The organism is Xanthomonas axonopodis, from assembly GCF_001304695.1.
In the GTDB taxonomy this organism is placed as follows: domain Bacteria; phylum Pseudomonadota; class Gammaproteobacteria; order Xanthomonadales; family Xanthomonadaceae; genus Xanthomonas; species Xanthomonas axonopodis.
Map to the genome: position 1 here is coordinate 1 of NZ_JFAQ01000177.1, position 17,287 is coordinate 17,287.

The following is a 17,287-nucleotide window of genomic DNA, read 5'->3' on the forward strand; positions in this document are numbered from 1 at the left end:
AAAATCGGGGGGACGTCGCAGCCGTCATACGTGTCATGCCACACGCCATCGGTCCGCGGCAACTAGCAGGCCATCGGCTCTAGGGAGGCAATCGTCAGGTGGCGCAGATCTTGGAACGACATGCGAATGGAGTTAGGACGAACGTCAGATTGCTCCTCGCCTTGGGCGAATCACAGCCAGGGCGTCGGGGAACACCCATAACGCTCCCACGCGAGCGACGCCCATGAAAGGGACACCCCGAAAGGCGAACTGGACCAAGCTACACACGAGAGGCAAGAAGAGCAGCAGCATTATAGAGAGGCAACACGGACGTACACGCGATGCAGCTGCTTACAGGCTAGCCCAAAACATCGTCACGTTCGCGCTTCCCTTAATATCTCACGCCACAAAGCCCAAGGCATCCATCACATCATCAGCTACTCGATCGAAGCTCCCTGCCTGCAGCAATGCATGCGTTTCGTCGGCAATCGTACCTGGCAGCATTGCACGCTGCTCGCAGGCATCGACCTGTGCCGTCAATGCCACGCAGATTTCCTCGGGCGTCATCGTTGGCAGCGAAACAATATTGTCGGTGGTTTCATCAAGATGCTTGTTTTCGTAGCGATTGGTCACCACAGCCATTCCAAAGGCTGCCATTTCCAAAGGCGGATAACTCGGATGAGGCGACACCATCAGCGACAGGCCGATTGAGGAAGTAGACAGCAGCTCTGCATAAGAATCAATGCTCAACTTACCCAGCGCCTTCATAGAAAATGGCCCAAGATCGAGATCAGTTTGCAGTTCGCCAGGGGCAGCAACTTCCCAATGCGCAGCGCGATGATCTTTCCAACCCCACAACCGCAATCCCTCGCAGATTAGCTCGAATGCATTACGCGGCGTACCTGGCCGTGCGTAGACAACAATACGGCGCTGGCGGGAAGACCGTTCCGAACGAGCACGCGCCAATGCAGGTCGTAGACCTTCGTGTAATACAGGCTCGAAGACTGAGCGCCGATCATAGAGCAGGCCGTGATGTTCGAAAAAATCAGCGAGCAATCTCGTGTTGAATACGCCAATATCACGTTCGCAGCGGTAAGTGCTCAGCGCCAATGCATACTGGCTTGACCAAGGATAGAAACCTGGCTCATAATCTTGAATAAGATAGACTAGCGGACAATTGACTCCGCCATTCTCTCCCTGCCAAGCTGACATTCGCTGTGCTGCATAAGCGGTCCACCAGGCAGTCGCCATCCAGACGTCCTGGCCAGCGACCGGCAACGTTTTCTGGTAGCGATCGCTAAAGGGAACAATCTGGCGCATTTCCGTGGAAATCTGGTCCGACGGCACAAGCACATGATCGGAGAACCTGGATAGCGCTTCTTCATCAGGTTCGCTGTCCACCAACATGATACGTGAGGCAGGGAAGTGCCGGCACAACTCACGGTAGATAAGCACCGCTGTATGAATACCGCCGAAGTAATGCCGTTTATTGATCGACGGTAGGACAAGATTTAGCCGTTTACCTTGCCAGGTGTCGGGTCGAGGCATGCATGGAGTGATCTCGGCAACGTGTGTATTGGGTGCAGCCATTCCGGGCGCGCGGGCATCCAGACGGGCAGCGATTCGCCGCAATAAATGAACGAGCCGTCTCATTGGACCATTGCTCGCAGACGCGGCGAAGACGACATGTAATCCAGGTTTGGGCTGAAGAATGGATCGCCCTCCTCACGATAGGGTGAGTATGCTTGTGCCGAGCGAACGAAGTCGCTTTCTGGAATTTCGCGCGGATCGCGGGTTTTGGATTCATGGTGGATCATCACGGAACGGGCGACGTAAACTGTCGCCAGCCCACGCAAGCGAGCACGCAGGCAGAGCTCTACGTCGCTACCGCAAACGATGAAAGACTCATCGAAACCACCCAGCGATTCGAAGGTTTCGCGCGCCACCACCATGCAGGCGCCAGTAACTGCCAGTACCTGCCGCTGAAGCACCGGGGAAACGAACAGATTTTGGTTGTGGACCGGGGCCTCCCCCTTAAAGACATGATCGGCCCAGCCGCCCATGCCTATCACAACGCCCGCATGCTGGATGGTCCGATCCCCATACAACAACAGGGGACCACACACTCCAACATCCGGGCGAAGCGCATTTTCGGCCAGCCGCTGTAGCCACTCCCCATCAATGATCTCCGTGTCGTTGTTCAGGAACACCAAAACCTCTCCCCGCGCCTCGCGTGCAGCCAAGTTGTTCAGCACCGACCAATTGAAAGGAACGTCCGCATGGATCACCCGGAAACTGTCACGGCGCATCATGCCTTGCAACCACTCAAGCGTCTCAGGCTTGCTGGAACCATTGTCAACGACAATGATTTCGAAATCTCGGTACAGCGTCTTAGCGTAAAGTGACTCCACGCAGGTGCGCAGTAGGTCTAAGCCGTCACGGGTCGGAATAATGATACTAGCCAACGGCCCGCTATCTGCGTACGGGTAGCGCACGTCATAACAGAAGAGCTGAGACCCATCAGCGACGTTTACGCCAGGATGCGCTACTCCCATGTGGTTTTGCAGCGCTAGACGACCCGCATGATGCGCATAGGGCTTGGATCCCGCATTTGCTGCAGTTGATCCAGCATGCGCACGCCAGTGATAGAGCACTTTTGGAACGTGAGCAACAGTAGCACCAAAAGCAATGCAACGCAGGACCAGATCATAATCCTGTGAACCGTCGCAATCGCTGCACAGGCCACCCATGTGTCGAACTAACGCAGCATCGAAGCTGATCAAATGACCCAGATACATCTGGGAGAGGAATAAATCCAGATTCCAGTCAGGTTTGAAATAGGGATGCCGCAAGCGGCCGTCCTCGCCAAGCACATCATGATCGGTATAGACCACCTCGGCCGAGGTTCCGTCATGGCAAGCAACCACGGCTGCAAGTGCATCCGGTTCCAGAAGGTCGTCATGGTCGAGAAATGTAATCCAGCGCCCTCTGGCCATTGCCAGTGCGGCGTTAGTGGTCGCGGATATTCCTTGCCGCATGGTCGAACGTGAGACACGCACGTTTGGAAGCCGATCGCAAAGCTCATCAAGCATTCTGCTTATATGAGGTTGATCGGAGGCATCGTCGTGAATACACAGCTCCCAGTTGAGGTAAGTCTGCGCTTCCACGCTGGCCACGGCCTCGCGCAAGAAGTTCTCCGGAGTATTGCAGACAGGCATAACTATACTAATAAGGCCAACATCTGCCGGCGCAATGATCCGAGGCTGCGCTCGCATCCAGTCAGCATATTTATCTATAGAGGTACCAACTAATGCTTGTGCATTGGAACCATTCGCGTATGCCAAGATCGCATGAATTAAATGACGAGGCCCTTTTCGTGCAGCACGAGTAAGCGACGAGACCACGGTTCTGAAGGAAATTCCCTGCCCCCGCGCCCGTCGAATGCTCCAGTAGATCCCGCCGATCAGATTGCGCAGCTTCGACATTAGGCACTATCCCGTTGATTCAACACCCATGCTTCCTTATTGTCTTCCAATTTCACGAGAAGCCCCATCCAAGCAGAAAACCCGTCAGCGTGCCACCCGCAAGCAGTACAGACATCGCGACCTTCCACTTCCGACGCGAATGCTCATAGGCAGCGGCGCATTGCTCAAGCTGTTGCTCAACATCTTGGAACCGTGTGCGGGCGATTTCGTTTTCCCTTAGAAGCGCAGCAATTTGCAACTGCTCTTCAGCCAATTGCTGCCGCAGTTCCGTTTCCTGGGCATGCCAATGGGCATCGTCGATCTGTTTTTTCTCTTGCACTTGCCGCGAATAGGCGGCGGCACTGCCCCATTCACGCCTAGCGACATCAAGATCAGCGATGTAAGTATCAAGGATGCGTGCCGTGTTCTCCCATTCGCGCTCAGCATTGGCAGTGCGCATAGCAAGATCACGCAATCCAACCGAGAGCCCGCCAAGCATCTTAATTGCATCTTGGTCATGCTGAGCCTTAAACGGCGGTTTTTCGCTTAGACGCTGAGCATCCGTTTCCAGACGCAATGCAACGCAATATTCTCGATAAGGCTGGTCGCTGCTGTCGCCGGCGAATACGCGAGCATTGTAAATTCGATCGACGGCGCAGACTAACGACTCCAGCTCGGGAAATTTCACCTTTATAAAGTGCATCCCCATTAGGCTTGACCAAAGCGCTGAATTTCCCTGGCCAAAACACAATACAGTCAGACCCGACGCCTCGAACGCCGCCACGATTTCGGCCGTGTCAACCAGACCGAATTCCTTATGCTCCTTCAACCAAACATAATCTTCGCCAAACAATTCGCGCCAGCGTTCATTGGCATCCTCCTCAGCCTTCCTCACCCATGATCGATCAGGTGGGAAGCCGACTATGACAGCACGCCCTGCGACGCGCGCCATCTCGGCTGCGGCCCTCGTCCTTAAATGGGCGGGAATATGTTCGAGCACGTCTAGTGACACCACGGCATCAAAGCCACGGTCCGGAAATGGCAATGCCGTGGCATCAGCGATCACAAAGTCCCGCTCGTCTCCTTCGGCATGCAGATCGGTATAAAGAAACGAGGCTTGAGGCAAAAATCGACCCAGAAGACGCTGACGATTGGCTCCGACTTCCAATACACGGGAAGCAGCCAGATCCAACTCCTTCAGTAGATGCGCTGCGGCACCATAGCGTTGGTAGTGGTCGAAAGGTATTTCAAGAAGCGCTGGGGTCATGAACCCTCCATTCGTGTTGTATATAGACTACTCCCTCGCTGAAATAAGGCGCAGCTACGGTGAACACACTGGCCTCTGAGAGATAGTCCAGACAAACAAGACCCTTGTCGGTAAACAGACCCACATCGACGCGGTAACTGCCAGTCAACAAGGGCATTGACGGAATATCGTAGCTGACGCGATGCGAGCCCCGCGAAGTTGGAATCTGCACGCGCTCCAAGTAAGTGTTCGGACCAAAGATATGCAGACCGTCCATACCTTTGATTGCCACGCCGAGCAGCAAACCATCAACGGCCTCATCACTTACTGTATAGCTGATATCTACAGTCAGTGGCTCGAAAGGCGCGAGCATGTCTGTGCTCAACGCTACCGTCTCCAGATGGGCGGGGATTCCCCCAGGCGCTGGAGCTTGACGACTTTCAATGTCCGGGGAGGACACTAAATCCTTACCAAGCTCATAATCCCGGAAGCGATCAGCGACAAAGCTAGCCTCTCCATGTAACTTCACCTTACCGCCCTCTAGCCAAAGGGCCGTCTGACAGAATCGCTTCACCTGCTCTAGCGAATGGGAAACGAATAGAATAGTTGCGCCTCGTGCACGAATTTGCTCGATTCGCGCCAAGCACTTCATTTGAAAGCGTATATCTCCAACAGAAAGTGCTTCATCAATGATCAGCACGTCCGGCTCGGTGTGTATGGCCACAGAAAAGGCCAAGCGCACATACATTCCGCTAGAATAAGTTTTTACCGCTCGCTCGAAAAACTCGCCGATGTCTGCAAAATCAATGATTGACTGCAGCTTTTCATCAACTTCCCTGCGACTCAACCCCAGTAGCGAGGCACTCAGATACACATTATCTCGCCCCGAGAAATCAGGATTGAAACCCGCGCCAAGCTCGAGAAGTGCGGCAAACCGCCCACGAATGCTGACGGATCCAGAGGTGGGCCTTACAGTACCGCACAAAATCTGCAGCAGCGTGGACTTGCCGGCACCATTTCGCCCGATGATGCCTACGGTTTCACCCTTGGGCACTACGAGATTAACACTGTCAAGTGCACGGAATGTACGACTGGCCCTGTCTCCGGAGGGCTTGAGCAACGATAGCAGACGATCACGTGGACTGGCGTAAACTGGGTAGTCCTTGGTTACTCCCAGCACTTCGATAGCCGCATTGGCATGGCCTTGCGCTTCAAGAGCTTGGATATTGTTCATAGGACGTCCGAGAAACCACGCGACAAGCGCCGGAACAGCGAATAGGAAATCAGTGCTGCTGCCACTGAAAGCATAAAATGTGGCAGCAGCACTACAAGATCGGGAGGCGAGTGCTGAATGGTCACTGCACGTAGCTGTTCAATCGGGGTTACCAGCGGATTGAAATACACGAGTACTTTTGCAGCCTCTGGCATTGCATGAGCCGGAAAGAAAATCGGACTCAGGAATAACAGCACGCTACTTACGATCCCCACGAACTGCCCAATGTCACGGAGGTATACGCCCAATGCCGACAATGACCATGCAATCGCCAATAACATGGGCGTCATCTCAAGCAGGATAAACGGAGAGAGCAATGTCCAGGCAGACGGCAGACCTGTCTGCAAAAGCTGGGCCACCAGCAAAATCGTCAAGCCGATACCAGCGGTTGTAAGCGCAGCCCCCACTTTAACCATCGATAAGATAGGGAGTGGAAATACTACCTTTTTCACGAAGTTGGGCTGCCCTGCGATTATGCCTGGTGCAGTAATTAGAACTTCAGATAGCAAAGTAAATGGAACCAGCCCTGCGAAAAGCATCAGAGCGAAATCACCTGTAGACTCCGCGCCTGGCCAGCGAGCCTTGAAGACACCACTGAACACCAGCGTATATACGCATAGCATTAATAATGGCTGCAGCACTAACCACAAAACACCCAACATGGTCGTCCGATAGCGCGCAGCAAGCTCACGACTCAGCAGTTGGCGAAATAGAAAGAGCAGATTTGCATGCTTTTGCATGGATTAGCGAGTCCCCTCACCAAGCGCCCGCTCCAAATCCCCACGTAAATCCCCCACATCCTCAACCCCCACGCTCAACCGCACCAGCGCATCGCTGATGCCGAGCTGCTCGCGGCGGGCCACGGGAATCGAGGCATGCGTCATGACGGCGGGATGGTTCACCAGGCTTTCCACCCCGCCGAGCGATTCGGCCAGGGTGAACAATTCGGTCTTTTCGCAGAAACGCTTGGCTGCGTCGAAGCCGCCTTTGAGGACGATCGAGACGATGCCGCCGAAGCCGGACATCTGCGTCTTGGCCAGTGCATGCTGCGGGTGCGAGGCCAAGCCGGGATAGATCACCTTCTCGATCGCGGGATGTGTCTCCAGCCACCGCGCCAGCGCCAGGGCGTTCTCGCAATGCGCGCGCATGCGCAGCGGCAAGGTTTTCAATCCGCGTAGCGCAAGAAAACTATCGAACGGGCCCTGCACGCCACCGATGGAGTTCTGCAGGAACGCCATCTGCTCGGCGAGCTCAGCGTTGTCGCCAACCACGGCGATGCCACCGACCATATCCGAGTGCCCGTTGAGATACTTGGTGGCCGAATGCACGACGATGTCCGCACCCAGGCTGAGCGGGCGCTGCAGCATCGGAGAAGCAAAGGTATTGTCGACCACGATCAGCAGGCCGTGCTTGCGCGCGATCGCGGCAATGGCAGCGATATCGACCAGCTTGAGCATCGGGTTGGTCGGGGTCTCGATCCACACCATCCTGGTGTCGGGACGGATCGCCGCCTCGAACGCGGCCGGGTCGGTCAGGTCGACGAAGCTGAAGTCCAGGCCGGCGGTGCGGCGACGCACGCGCTCGAACAGGCGGAAGGTGCCGCCGTACAGGTCGTCCATCGCCACCACGTGGCCGCCGGCATCCAGCAACTCCATCACCGTCGAGGTGGCAGCCATGCCGGAGGCGAACGCAAAAGCGCGCGTCCCGCCTTCCAGCGCGGCAACGCAACGCTCGTAGGCAAACCGCGTGGGGTTGTGGGTACGCGAATACTCGAAACCCTGATGTTCGCCGGGGCTGGACTGCGCATAGGTGGACGTCGCATAGATCGGCGGCATCACTGCGCCGGTGCTCGGATCTGGCGACTGCCCTCCATGGATCGCAAGCGTTGCGAGCGACAGCGCGCGCTCGCCGTCATGGCTGTGAGTGGTGCGATTGGACATGGAGGTTTCCGAAAAAGTGGGCGATTGTAACAATCAGGTCTGAATGGCCCGTGCCGCGCGTCTCATGCGAGCGCGCGGCGGTGCCGGATCACTGCACGATCACTGCACGCGACGGCGCAGGTAGTTGAGCAGATCGATGCGCGTAATTAGGCCAAGAAATTGCGTGCCGTCCATGACGATGGCGACCTGGCCACGGTCGAACACCGGCAGCAACGCTTCGATCGGCGAAGCGACGTCCAGACGATCCAGCTTGCTGACCATGGCGGTGGAAATCGGGTCGCGGAAGCGCGCCTCATCGCCATAGACATGCAGCAGCACGTCGCTTTCGTCCACGATGCCCACCAGCTCGCCATCGTCGATCACCGGCAACTGCGACACGTCGTACAGCTTCATGCGCTGGTAGGCGGTGGTCAGCAGATCCTTCGAGCCCACCACCACGGTGTCGCGCTTGTTGTAAGGGCGCAGGATCAGGTCGCGCAGATCGCCGTGTTGCGGGCGCTCCAGGAAGCCGTTGTCGAGCATCCAGTAGTCGTTGTACATCTTCGACAGATACTTGTTGCCAGTGTCGCAGACGAATACCAGCACGCGCTTGGGCGTGGTCTGCTCGCGGCAGTACTTTAGCGCCGCGGCCAGCAGGGTGCCGGTGGACGAGCCACCGAGGATGCCCTCCTTGGCCAGCAGCTCGCGCGCGGTATGGAAGCTTTCCGCATCGCTGATGGAATAGGCCTTCTTGACCCGCGAAAAGTCGGAGATATCCGGCAAGAAATCCTCGCCGATGCCTTCGACCAACCAACTGCCGGACTTTTCGCTGACCGTGCCTTCTTCGATGTACTGGGTCAGGATCGAGCCGACCGGGTCGGCCAATATCAGTTCGGTGTGCGGCGAGGCGCTGGCGAAGGCGCGCGACAGGCCGGTCATGGTGCCGGAGCTGCCGCAGCCGAACACGATGGCGTCCAGCTGGCCGCCCATCTGCGCCAGGATTTCCGGGCCGGTACCGAATTCGTGCGCGGCCGGGTTGTCCGGGTTGCCGAACTGGTTGATGAAGTAGGCGCCAGGGGTCTCGGCGGCGATCCTGGCAGCCAGGTCCTGGTAGTACTCGGGGTGGCCCTTGGCCACATCCGAGCGAGTCAGCACCACATTGGCGCCCATGGCCTTGAGATTGAAGATCTTCTCGCGGCTCATCTTGTCCGGCACCACCAGAATCAACTGGTAGCCCTTCTGCTGCGCCACCAGCGCCAGGCCAAGACCGGTATTGCCGGCGGTGCCCTCCACCAGGGTCGCGCCGGGCTTGAGGTCGCCACGCTGCTCGGCCGCTTCGATCATCGACAGACCGATGCGGTCCTTGATCGATCCGCCAGGATTGTTCGCCTCCAGCTTGAGGAACAGCTCGCAGACGCCGGTGTCCAGGCGCTGGGCCTTGACGATCGGCGTGTTGCCAATCAGTTCGAGTACGGAGGAATGAATCGCCATCGGGATATCGTCGCTGCGCCACGCGGGCTAGACCAGTCATTATCCGACGAACCGCCGGGGAATGCTCATTCAGCATTGAACCGATTGCACAGGCCGGTGAACAAACAGGCTCGACCGGCCGCGGATGGGCCCTTCGCCACGAAGCGTGGCTTCAAATAAAGACGCGGACGGAGGCAAGCCGACGAGGAGGCCGCCACCGCCCGCGACGGTGAACTTGTTCTAACGGTGGGGAAGGATCAATGAGTGAGTTGGTCGTACATGCGGGTGAGCTTTTCTTTGGCCTGCAACTTCTCGCGCTTCATCTGGCCCAAGGTCACGTCGTCGATCGGGAGCACCCCGAGTTCGGCATCCATGCATTTCTTGTTCAATAGCTTGTGGCGTTGGTAGAGCTGCTTGAACTGGGGATCAGACTTCATCAATGCGTCGATTTCGGTCTGCGGTTGCCCTTCGAACATGGCGTTACCTCCTTCACTTAAAAACAAGAACGCCCCGGCCAGCGAAGGCACGGGGGCGCAGCTTGGGGATGGAAGACCAACGCGTTGCAACGGCCGACAGACGGGCGGAACCACCAACAACCACTCCACCAATTTGTCTCGTTACGTGCCTCTGCATCACTGGCCCGGCCCTCCGTACTCCCGAGCGGCGGAGTTGCTGCCCGGAAGTACGACCCTACGCCGGTCGCGAAGGGGGTTCAAGACCGAAACGGCCGCATTTGCCATTCCCTACTTCAATCAGTGACCGAGGTTCAACCGGGCGTCAAGCCCGGGTTAAAAGACCTTAACTTCCAATCACTTGCAACGAACAGCATCAGGGCGCGACAACGACCTCGGCCGCGCGGGCCTTGCTGGCCGCGCCCTTGGTACCAGTGACCTGCAGCCGCGAGGACGACACCCCGCCTGCCACCAAGGCATCGCGCAGCGCTTCGGCACGCTTCTTGGCAGTGGCTGCATCGGTGTCGAAGCCGACGATGCTGACCCGGCCCTTCTTGCCGATGTTCAGGTATTCGGCCAATGCCTTGGCCTGCCCGGCGGCATCCCCGGACAACGCCGCCTTGCCGCCGAAGGCGCCACTGCCCAGGGAAAACACTTCGCCGCGGCTGTCGAATTTGGCGGGAGGCAGCTTGGCCCCGGCCACCAGCTCGGCCTCCTCATGCGCCAGTTGCACTGCCTTCTGCTGGGCCGCGTTGAGCTTGGCGGTCTGCTTGCCGGCCACGCTGGTCAACGCCAGCTCGGCGTCCTGGCGGGCGAGTGCTTCCTGTTCGGCGGCCTGGCGTGCCTGCTCGGCAGCCTCGGTCTGGATCTGCGCCTGCACGCGCAAGCGTTCGGCTTCCTGGCGCGCCCGTGCGGCGTCGCGGCGGCTGGCTTCGATCAGCAAGTCGTTGCGCGTGCCTTCCAGGCGGTCCAGCTCGCGCCGCGCCAGCGCGGTACGGGCGGTGAGCTCGGCGATTTCAACCCGGCGGTCGGCCAGGAACACCAGCTCGTCGCGGTCGCGGTCGCGGCGCTTGGCCTCGGCCAGCGCAGCCACGCTTTGCTGCGCCTGCAACCGCTCAAAGCGCGCCAGATCATTGGTCTGCGGGTCGTTTTGAAGCGCGGCCAGGCGCCGATTGAGCGCGTCGGCCTGCGGGTCGTCCTTGGCCGCCATCGCCAGCGGCGGCAACGTGGCCAGGCTCAACGCACCGAGATAAAGCAAGGGGCGCAGTTTCATCGGCCGCCCTCCCCGGTATTGAGCGTGTTCTGCAACTGCGCCACTTCCTTCCTGCGCTGTTCCAGTTGAGCGGTGACCACCGCTTCTTCGCTGCGGGCCTTGGCCAAGTCGGCGTCGGCGGCTGCGCGCAAGGCGATCTGGGGCACCTGCTTGCGCTGGCGCTTGTCCAGTTGCGCCTGCTGGGCCTGCATCAATTCCTGGCGGGCCAGGTTGACCAGATCCGGGGCATATTGGTCGGCATCGGCCTGGGTGGCGCGTTGCATGGCCTGTTCGGCGGCAGTGAGCTCCGGTGCCACCTGGGCGACGGCCGGAGAGGAAAGAACCATGAAACAGGCGATGCCATACAGGGATCGCCGCAAGTATGCGAAGCTAGCCGTCATTAGGGGAGCCGTAGCGAGAAGTCTCGAGCACGGCCATTGTCGGAAGCCTGCGGCGGACTTGCAACGAGACGCTGCTGTTTGTTGGGGAACCATTGCGCATGGATATCGGCTACTTCCTGAAGCTGATGACCGAAAAGAATGCCTCGGACATGTTCTTGACCACCGGCGCGCCGGTGTACATCAAGATCGAGGGCAAGCTTTACCCGCTCGGCAATACGGGGTTGCCGCCGGGGATGGTCAAGAAAATCGCTTACTCATTGATGGACGAAGGCCAGGTGCCGCAGTTCGAGCGCGAGCTCGAGCTCAACATGGCCATCGCCCTGCCAGACGCCGGGCGCTTTCGCGTGAACGTGTTCAAGCAGCGCGGCGAGGTGGGCATGGTGATTCGCGCCATTCGCAGCCGGATCCCCAGCATCGAGGAACTCAACCTGCCGCAGGTGCTCAAGGACGTCATCATGACCCCGCGCGGGCTGGTGCTGGTGGTGGGTTCGACCGGCTCGGGCAAATCGACCTCGCTGGCGTCGATGATCGACCACCGCAACAGCACCACCACCGGGCACATCCTCACCATCGAGGACCCGATCGAATATCTGCACAAGCACAAGATGTCGATCGTGAACCAGCGCGAGGTCGGCCTGGATACCCACGCCTTCCAGAGCGCGCTGAAGAACGCCATGCGCGAGGCGCCGGACGTGATCCTGATCGGCGAGATCCTGGACGCCGAAACCATGGAGGCGGCCATTGCGTTCGCCGAAACCGGCCACCTGTGCCTGGCGACGCTGCACTCCAACAATGCCGACCAGACCATCGAGCGCATCCTCAACTTCTTCCCGGAAAGCGCGCACAAGAACGTGCTGATGAACCTGGCGCTGAACTTGCGCGCGGTGGTCTCCCAGCGCCTGGTCAAGGGCGTGGATGGACGCCGCCGGCCGGCCACCGAAGTGCTGCTCAACACGCCGATGATCCGCGACCTGCTGCGCCGCGGCCAGGTGCACGAGGTCAAGCAGGCGATGGAAGAGTCGCTGGAAGAAGGCATGCAGACCTTCGACCAATGCCTGTTCCGGATGGTGAAGTCGGGCGAAATCGAGCAGGAAGAAGCGTTGCGCGCTGCCGACTCGCGCGACGGTCTGGCATTGAAGTTCCGCCTATCCGAAGGCGGCTCCGGCGAACACGATCAATACGCGGACTACGAAGCGGCCGCGGCACCGAAGATCAGTCACGGGTTCATCTGATCGGTTGGGCGGCGACGACCGGCGATCTTGCGGCGCCGGGGGCTGCTGGATCCTGGTCTTTCAGGGCGGGCTCTGCGGCGCGCTCCTCATTCGCGATGTCGATGCGACCAGCGCCCTCATCCGGGTCCGATACGGCGCCAGATCGACCTCGAACCGGTGCGCGTTGTAGAGCTGCGGAATCAGCACGCAATCGGCCAGGCCCGGTGCATCGCCGTGGCAGAAGCGCCCGGTCTGCGCATCGCGCGCCAGCCGCGTTTCCAGTGCCGCAAAGCCACGCTCCATCCAGAGCCGTGTCCACTGCTGGCGCTGCGCGGCCGCCAGCGCGAAATCGCGCTCCAGCACCTGCATCACGCGCAGGTTGTTGAGCGGGTGCACATCGCAGGCGATGAGCTGCGCCAATGCGCGCACCCGCGCGAGTTCGACAGGCGCACGCGGCAGCAACGCCGTGGTGTCCGCGAATGCCTCTTCCAGATACTCCAAAATCGCCAGCGACTACGCGATCACCACATCGCCATGCCGCAACGTCGGCACCAGTTCCTGCGGATTGAGTTGCGCGTAAGCCGGCGCGTGCTGCTCGCCCCCGTCGCGCACCAGATGCACCGGGTGAGCGATGTAATCCAGCGCCTTCAGCCCGAGACCGATGCGCACGCGATAGGCCGCGCCGGAGCGCCAGTACGAAAACAGCTCCAGGGCCGCACTCATACGCCAGCCCGGCTGTCGATGCTCAGGCAAGGTGCGCGACCGGTCACGGCAGCGGCTGCCGTTCGACGCGCTGCTCGATCGCACCGAAGATGCTGGCGCCACTGGCATCGAACATCTCGATCCGCACCACGTCGCCGAAGGCCATGAACGGCGTGCTCGGCTTGCCGTCGCGCAGGGTCTCCACCACACGCTGCTCTGCAAAACACGAGGCGCCCAGGACCGTGTCCTGATTGGCGATGGTGCCCGAGCCCACGATGGTGCCGGCCGACAGCGGACGGGTCTTGGCGGCGTGGGCGATCAGCTGGGCGAAGTCGAACTGCATGTCGTTGCCGGCTTCGGGAGCGCCGAACCAGGCGCCGTTGACGTGCGTGACCAGCGGCAGATGCAGCTTGTTGCCGCGCCAGGCATCGTCGAGCTCGTCGGGGGTGACGAACACCGGCGACAGCGCCGAACGCGGCTTGGATTGCACGAAACCGAAACCCTTGGCGAGCTCGGCCGGAATCAGGTTGCGCAGCGAGACATCGTTGACCAGCCCGACCAACTGGATGTGCATAGCGGCCTGCTCGGGCGAAGCGCCCATCGGCACATCGTCGGTGATGACCACAATCTCCGCTTCCAGGTCGATGCCGTAGTCCTCGCTGATCACCTTGATGGCATCGCGCGGGCCGTAGAAGCCGGCGCTGGTGGCCTGGTACATCAGCGGATCGGTGTAGAAGCTTTCCGGCACGTCGGCATTGCGCGCGCGGCGCACCCGTTCTACGTGCGGCAGGTAGGCGCTGCCGTCGACGAACTCGTAGGCGCGCGGCAACGGCGCGGCCAAGGCGTGCATATCCAGATCGAACACGCCGTCGGCGCTGCCATCGTTGAGCGAGGCCGACAGGGCATTCAGGCGCGGCGCCACATTGCTCCAGTCCTCCAGCGCGCGCTGCAGCGTGAGCGCGATGCCGGTCGCGCGCACGGCGGTGCGCAGGTCGCGCGAAACCACGATCAGGCTGCCGTCGCGACCGCCTTCCTTCAGGGAACCTAGCTTCATGACCATCCTGTGCTGTGGCTGATCGGGCGATTGTACGGCCTGCCGCAACAATTGTTTCATATGAAACAACTGACCGCGACCACAACCGCGAAACCGCGAATTTGTGCAGCGCGCCAAACGCGAGTACACTTGCCGGGTCTGCATGCGGCCGTCCGTTTCCCTTAGGGACCGCCGGCGAGGCCAGGGTCGATTGATCCGCTCGCCCGCCCCACCCGACGCCTTTCGTGGTGCCGACAAACCCATCGCTTCTTGATCGGGTTGATCCACCATCTCGCAGCGCGGTTCACGGGAACGCTCCGAGCCTCACTTTTTGCATCTGCAATGTGTTTGCGCTCCGGGCTTGGCTTGGCTTGGCTTGGCGGCGACGCTTTACTTGGAGCTTCCTGATGTCTTTTGAATCCCTGGGCCTTGCGCCCTTCCTGCTGCGCGCGTTGGCCGAGCAGGGCTACGAAACCCCCACGCCGATCCAGCAGCAGGCGATCCCGTTGGTGCTGGCCGGTCACGACCTGCTGGCCGGCGCGCAGACCGGCACCGGCAAGACCGCTGCCTTCGGCCTGCCGCTGCTTCAGCACCTGGGCACCGCGCCGCAGACCGTCAACGGCCCGCGCAAGCCGCGCGCGCTGATCCTGACCCCCACCCGCGAACTGGCCACCCAGGTGCACGACAGCCTGCGCGGCTACAGCAAGTACCTGCGCATCCCCAGCGCGGTGATCTATGGCGGCGTGGGCATGGGCAACCAGCTCGATGCGCTGCGTCGTGGCGTGGACCTGCTGATCGCCTGCCCGGGCCGCCTGATCGACCATATCGAACGTCGCAGCGTGGACCTGTCCGGCATCGAAGTGCTGATCCTGGACGAAGCCGATCGCATGCTCGACATGGGCTTTTTGCCGTCGATCAAGCGCATCCTGACCAAGCTGCCGCGCCAGGATCGTCAGACGCTGCTGTTCTCGGCAACCTTTGAAGAAAACATCAAGCAGCTGGCGCTGGAGTTCATGCGCAACCCGATGCAGATCCAGGTCACCCCGAGCAACACCGTGGCCGAGAGCATCACCCACCGCGTGCACCCGGTCGACGGCGCGCGCAAGCGCGACCTGCTGCTGCACCTGCTGGCGCAGGACAGCCGCGGGCAGACCCTGGTGTTCGCGCGCACCAAGCACGGCAGCGACAAGCTGGCCCTGTTCCTGGAGAAGTCCGGCATCAAGACCGCGGCGATCCACGGCAACAAGAGCCAGGGCCAGCGCATGCGCGCACTGAGCGACTTCAAGGCCGGCCGCGTCACCGTGCTGGTGGCCACCGATATCGCCGCGCGCGGTATCGATATCGACCAGCTGCCGAAGGTCATCAACTACGACCTGCCGATGGTGGCCGAAGACTACGTGCACCGCATCGGCCGCACCGGCCGTAACGGTTCCACCGGCGAGGCGATTTCGCTGGTGGCGCAGGACGAAGCAAAGCTGCTGCGCCAGATCGTGCGCATGCTGGGTCGCGATGTGGAAATCCGCGACGTGCCGGGCTACGAGCCGCAGACCCCGATCCGCTGGGGCAACAGCGCGCCGGGTCGTGCCGAGCAGCCCGGTGGCGAGCGCGCGCCGCGCAAGAGCCACGCCCGTCGCCCGCATGGCGATGGACCGCGTCAGGCGCACGCGCATGCCGGCCCGAAGAAGCCGGTTGGCCAGCGCAGCGGTGGGCCGCGTCAGGCCAATGCTGGCGCAGGCGCAGGCCGGCGCGATGGTGGACGTGGCGGCAATGGCCGTCCGGCCAACCGCGGCGCCTGAGCGCTGGGCGACGGACAGAACAAGGGCCGCGATGCGGCCCTTGTTCTGTCCGTCCCGGCCTGCCGGGACTCTTGCGGGATCCTGCCCTGTGCAGTCACGCCCCGTTCCCCCTTCCTGCTTGCCGAATCACCATCATGGACATTTTCAAGGTCTTCACCCTGGAAGCCGCGCACCGGCTTCCCAACGTGCCGCCCGGGCATAAATGCGCGCGCCTGCACGGCCATTCGTTTCGCATCGAGCTGCATGTCAGCGGCGAGCCCGGTGCCGAGACCGGCTGGATCATGGATTTCGGCGACATCAAGGCCGCCTTCCAGCCGATCTACGACCGCCTGGACCACCATTACCTCAACGATATCGAAGGGTTGGAAAACCCCACCAGCGAACGCTTGGCGATCTGGATCTGGCAGCAGCTCAAGCCGGTGCTGCCGCAGCTGAGCGAGATCGTTGTGCACGAGACCTGCACCTCCGGCTGTCGCTACCGCGGCTGAGCGGCAGTGCAGTGAGGTGACCGAAAGCCGCCAACTGGCGGCTTTCGTCATTTGAGGAGCCGGCTAAGCTATTGATAAAAAAGCGCTTCTACAGCCGTTTTGAAAATCTTCAGAAAACGTGTTGCATCGCAGCAACAATGGCGTATGTTGCAACGCAACAAACGGTCACGGCTTTCCCCGAGGGGTTTGCAATGTCGGCGCAGTTCGAAAACCGCTTTACCAGTCAGTTCGCTTCTGCCGCAGCCCGTGCCAACCAATTGGCACTGGAAACGCTGGAACGCAACGTCAACGCGACCAGCAGCTTCTTCGGCGAGTTTGCGCAGGCGCGCGATCTGGGCGCCTATCAGGCGCTCTGGCCGAAAGGTCTGCAGGTGGCGCGCGACAACCTGGAACGTCTGGCGTCAGTCAACCAGGAAGTGGTCGGGCTGGGATTGAAGATGTCCAGCGAGCTTGGGCAATTTGCCAAGCAGCAGTTCGAAAACAGCAGCGATCAGGCCGGCGCACCAGGCAAGACCCGGCGCAAGTAACCGCCAATCAAATTCAGCGTCTTTGCATGGGTCCCTCCCCCCCGTGCAATCCGGCCCGACAGATCCCTCCCTCT

General features: G+C 60.4%; 16 protein-coding genes and 1 pseudogene. 5 read left to right on the forward strand and 12 right to left on the reverse strand.

From position 1 onward, the window contains the following. Window positions 1-378: 378 nt before the first annotated feature. The 3 genes from XAXN_RS15505 to XAXN_RS15520 form a co-directional block, all read right to left on the reverse strand. Window positions 379-1,632 carry a rhamnosyltransferase WsaF family glycosyltransferase gene (locus XAXN_RS15505; RefSeq protein ID WP_054320212.1) on the reverse strand — a complete coding sequence of 418 codons (1,254 nt, stop codon included), beginning with the start codon at window positions 1,630-1,632 and terminating at the stop codon, window positions 379-381. After that, complete coding sequence (locus XAXN_RS21800) at window positions 1,629-3,275, reverse strand: glycosyltransferase family 2 protein (RefSeq protein ID WP_425511783.1); 1,647 nt, start codon at window positions 3,273-3,275, stop codon at window positions 1,629-1,631. The genes XAXN_RS15505 and XAXN_RS21800 overlap by 4 nt, the downstream gene beginning before the upstream one ends. 241 nt (window positions 3,276-3,516) lie before the next feature. Continuing rightward, window positions 3,517-4,395 (reverse strand): hypothetical protein, encoded by an 879-nt coding sequence (locus tag XAXN_RS15520; RefSeq protein ID WP_054320222.1) that lies wholly within the window; start codon window positions 4,393-4,395, stop codon window positions 3,517-3,519. A gap of 66 nt (window positions 4,396-4,461) precedes the next feature. Here XAXN_RS15520 and XAXN_RS23265 point away from each other — a divergent pair, with 66 nt between their 5' ends. Beyond that, on the forward strand, window positions 4,462-4,647 hold the full coding sequence (locus XAXN_RS23265; protein ID WP_241148235.1) for a hypothetical protein: 186 nt from the start codon (window positions 4,462-4,464) through the stop codon (window positions 4,645-4,647). Between the two features lie 43 nt (window positions 4,648-4,690). Here the strand turns inward: XAXN_RS23265 and XAXN_RS15525 are convergent, their stop codons facing one another. The 7 genes from XAXN_RS15525 to XAXN_RS15555 form a co-directional block, all read right to left on the reverse strand. Then, window positions 4,691-5,923: an ABC transporter ATP-binding protein gene (locus XAXN_RS15525; protein ID WP_241148234.1), complete on the reverse strand. Its 1,233-nt coding sequence runs from the start codon at window positions 5,921-5,923 to the stop codon at window positions 4,691-4,693. Further along, window positions 5,920-6,702, reverse strand: a complete 783-nt coding sequence (locus tag XAXN_RS21805; RefSeq protein ID WP_134980261.1) for an ABC transporter permease — start codon at window positions 6,700-6,702, stop codon at window positions 5,920-5,922. Before XAXN_RS21805 ends, XAXN_RS15525 begins: the two co-directional genes overlap by 4 nt. A gap of 3 nt (window positions 6,703-6,705) precedes the next feature. After that, window positions 6,706-7,902, reverse strand: coding sequence for a cystathionine gamma-synthase (locus XAXN_RS15535; protein ID WP_054320216.1), 1,197 nt, complete (start codon window positions 7,900-7,902; stop codon window positions 6,706-6,708). 99 nt (window positions 7,903-8,001) lie between these two features. Beyond that, window positions 8,002-9,372 carry a pyridoxal-phosphate dependent enzyme gene (locus XAXN_RS15540; RefSeq protein ID WP_054320217.1) on the reverse strand — a complete coding sequence of 457 codons (1,371 nt, stop codon included), beginning with the start codon at window positions 9,370-9,372 and terminating at the stop codon, window positions 8,002-8,004. Window positions 9,373-9,608: 236 nt separating this feature from the next. Then, a complete protein-coding gene (locus XAXN_RS15545; RefSeq protein WP_003484103.1) occupies window positions 9,609-9,827 on the reverse strand; it encodes an HP1242/YdcH family protein in 219 nt (72 codons plus the stop codon). A gap of 352 nt (window positions 9,828-10,179) precedes the next feature. Further along, entirely contained in the window at window positions 10,180-11,076 is an 897-nt protein-coding gene (locus XAXN_RS15550; protein ID WP_054320218.1) for an OmpA family protein, read from the reverse strand. Then, entirely contained in the window at window positions 11,073-11,456 is a 384-nt protein-coding gene (locus tag XAXN_RS15555) for a DUF4398 domain-containing protein (RefSeq protein WP_042823749.1), read from the reverse strand. Before XAXN_RS15555 ends, XAXN_RS15550 begins: the two co-directional genes overlap by 4 nt. A gap of 98 nt (window positions 11,457-11,554) precedes the next feature. Here XAXN_RS15555 and XAXN_RS15560 point away from each other — a divergent pair, with 98 nt between their 5' ends. After that, on the forward strand, window positions 11,555-12,688 hold the full coding sequence (locus XAXN_RS15560; protein ID WP_042823750.1) for a PilT/PilU family type 4a pilus ATPase: 1,134 nt from the start codon (window positions 11,555-11,557) through the stop codon (window positions 12,686-12,688). 114 nt (window positions 12,689-12,802) lie between these two features. On the opposite strand, the pseudogene maiA reads toward XAXN_RS15560, so the two are convergent. Further along, window positions 12,803-13,390 (reverse strand): annotated as a pseudogene (gene maiA, locus XAXN_RS15565) (maleylacetoacetate isomerase); the annotation flags it as partial. A gap of 43 nt (window positions 13,391-13,433) precedes the next feature. Next, the gene (locus XAXN_RS15570; RefSeq protein ID WP_054320224.1) at window positions 13,434-14,423 is read right to left on the reverse strand and encodes a fumarylacetoacetate hydrolase family protein; all 990 of its coding nucleotides are present in this window, start codon (window positions 14,421-14,423) and stop codon (window positions 13,434-13,436) included. Between the two features lie 386 nt (window positions 14,424-14,809). Between XAXN_RS15570 and XAXN_RS15575 the strand changes: the two genes are divergently transcribed. The 3 genes from XAXN_RS15575 to XAXN_RS15585 all read left to right on the forward strand — a co-directional run bounded on the left by XAXN_RS15575 (window position 14,810) and on the right by XAXN_RS15585 (window position 17,213). Further along, window positions 14,810-16,198 carry a DEAD/DEAH box helicase gene (locus XAXN_RS15575; protein WP_054320219.1) on the forward strand — a complete coding sequence of 463 codons (1,389 nt, stop codon included), beginning with the start codon at window positions 14,810-14,812 and terminating at the stop codon, window positions 16,196-16,198. Window positions 16,199-16,332: 134 nt separating this feature from the next. Next, on the forward strand, window positions 16,333-16,686 hold the full coding sequence (queD, locus tag XAXN_RS15580; protein ID WP_054320220.1) for a 6-carboxytetrahydropterin synthase QueD: 354 nt from the start codon (window positions 16,333-16,335) through the stop codon (window positions 16,684-16,686). A 191-nt stretch (window positions 16,687-16,877) separates the two neighbouring features. Next, on the forward strand, window positions 16,878-17,213 hold the full coding sequence (locus tag XAXN_RS15585; protein WP_054320221.1) for a phasin family protein: 336 nt from the start codon (window positions 16,878-16,880) through the stop codon (window positions 17,211-17,213). The last annotated feature ends 74 nt before the right edge of the window (window positions 17,214-17,287 follow it).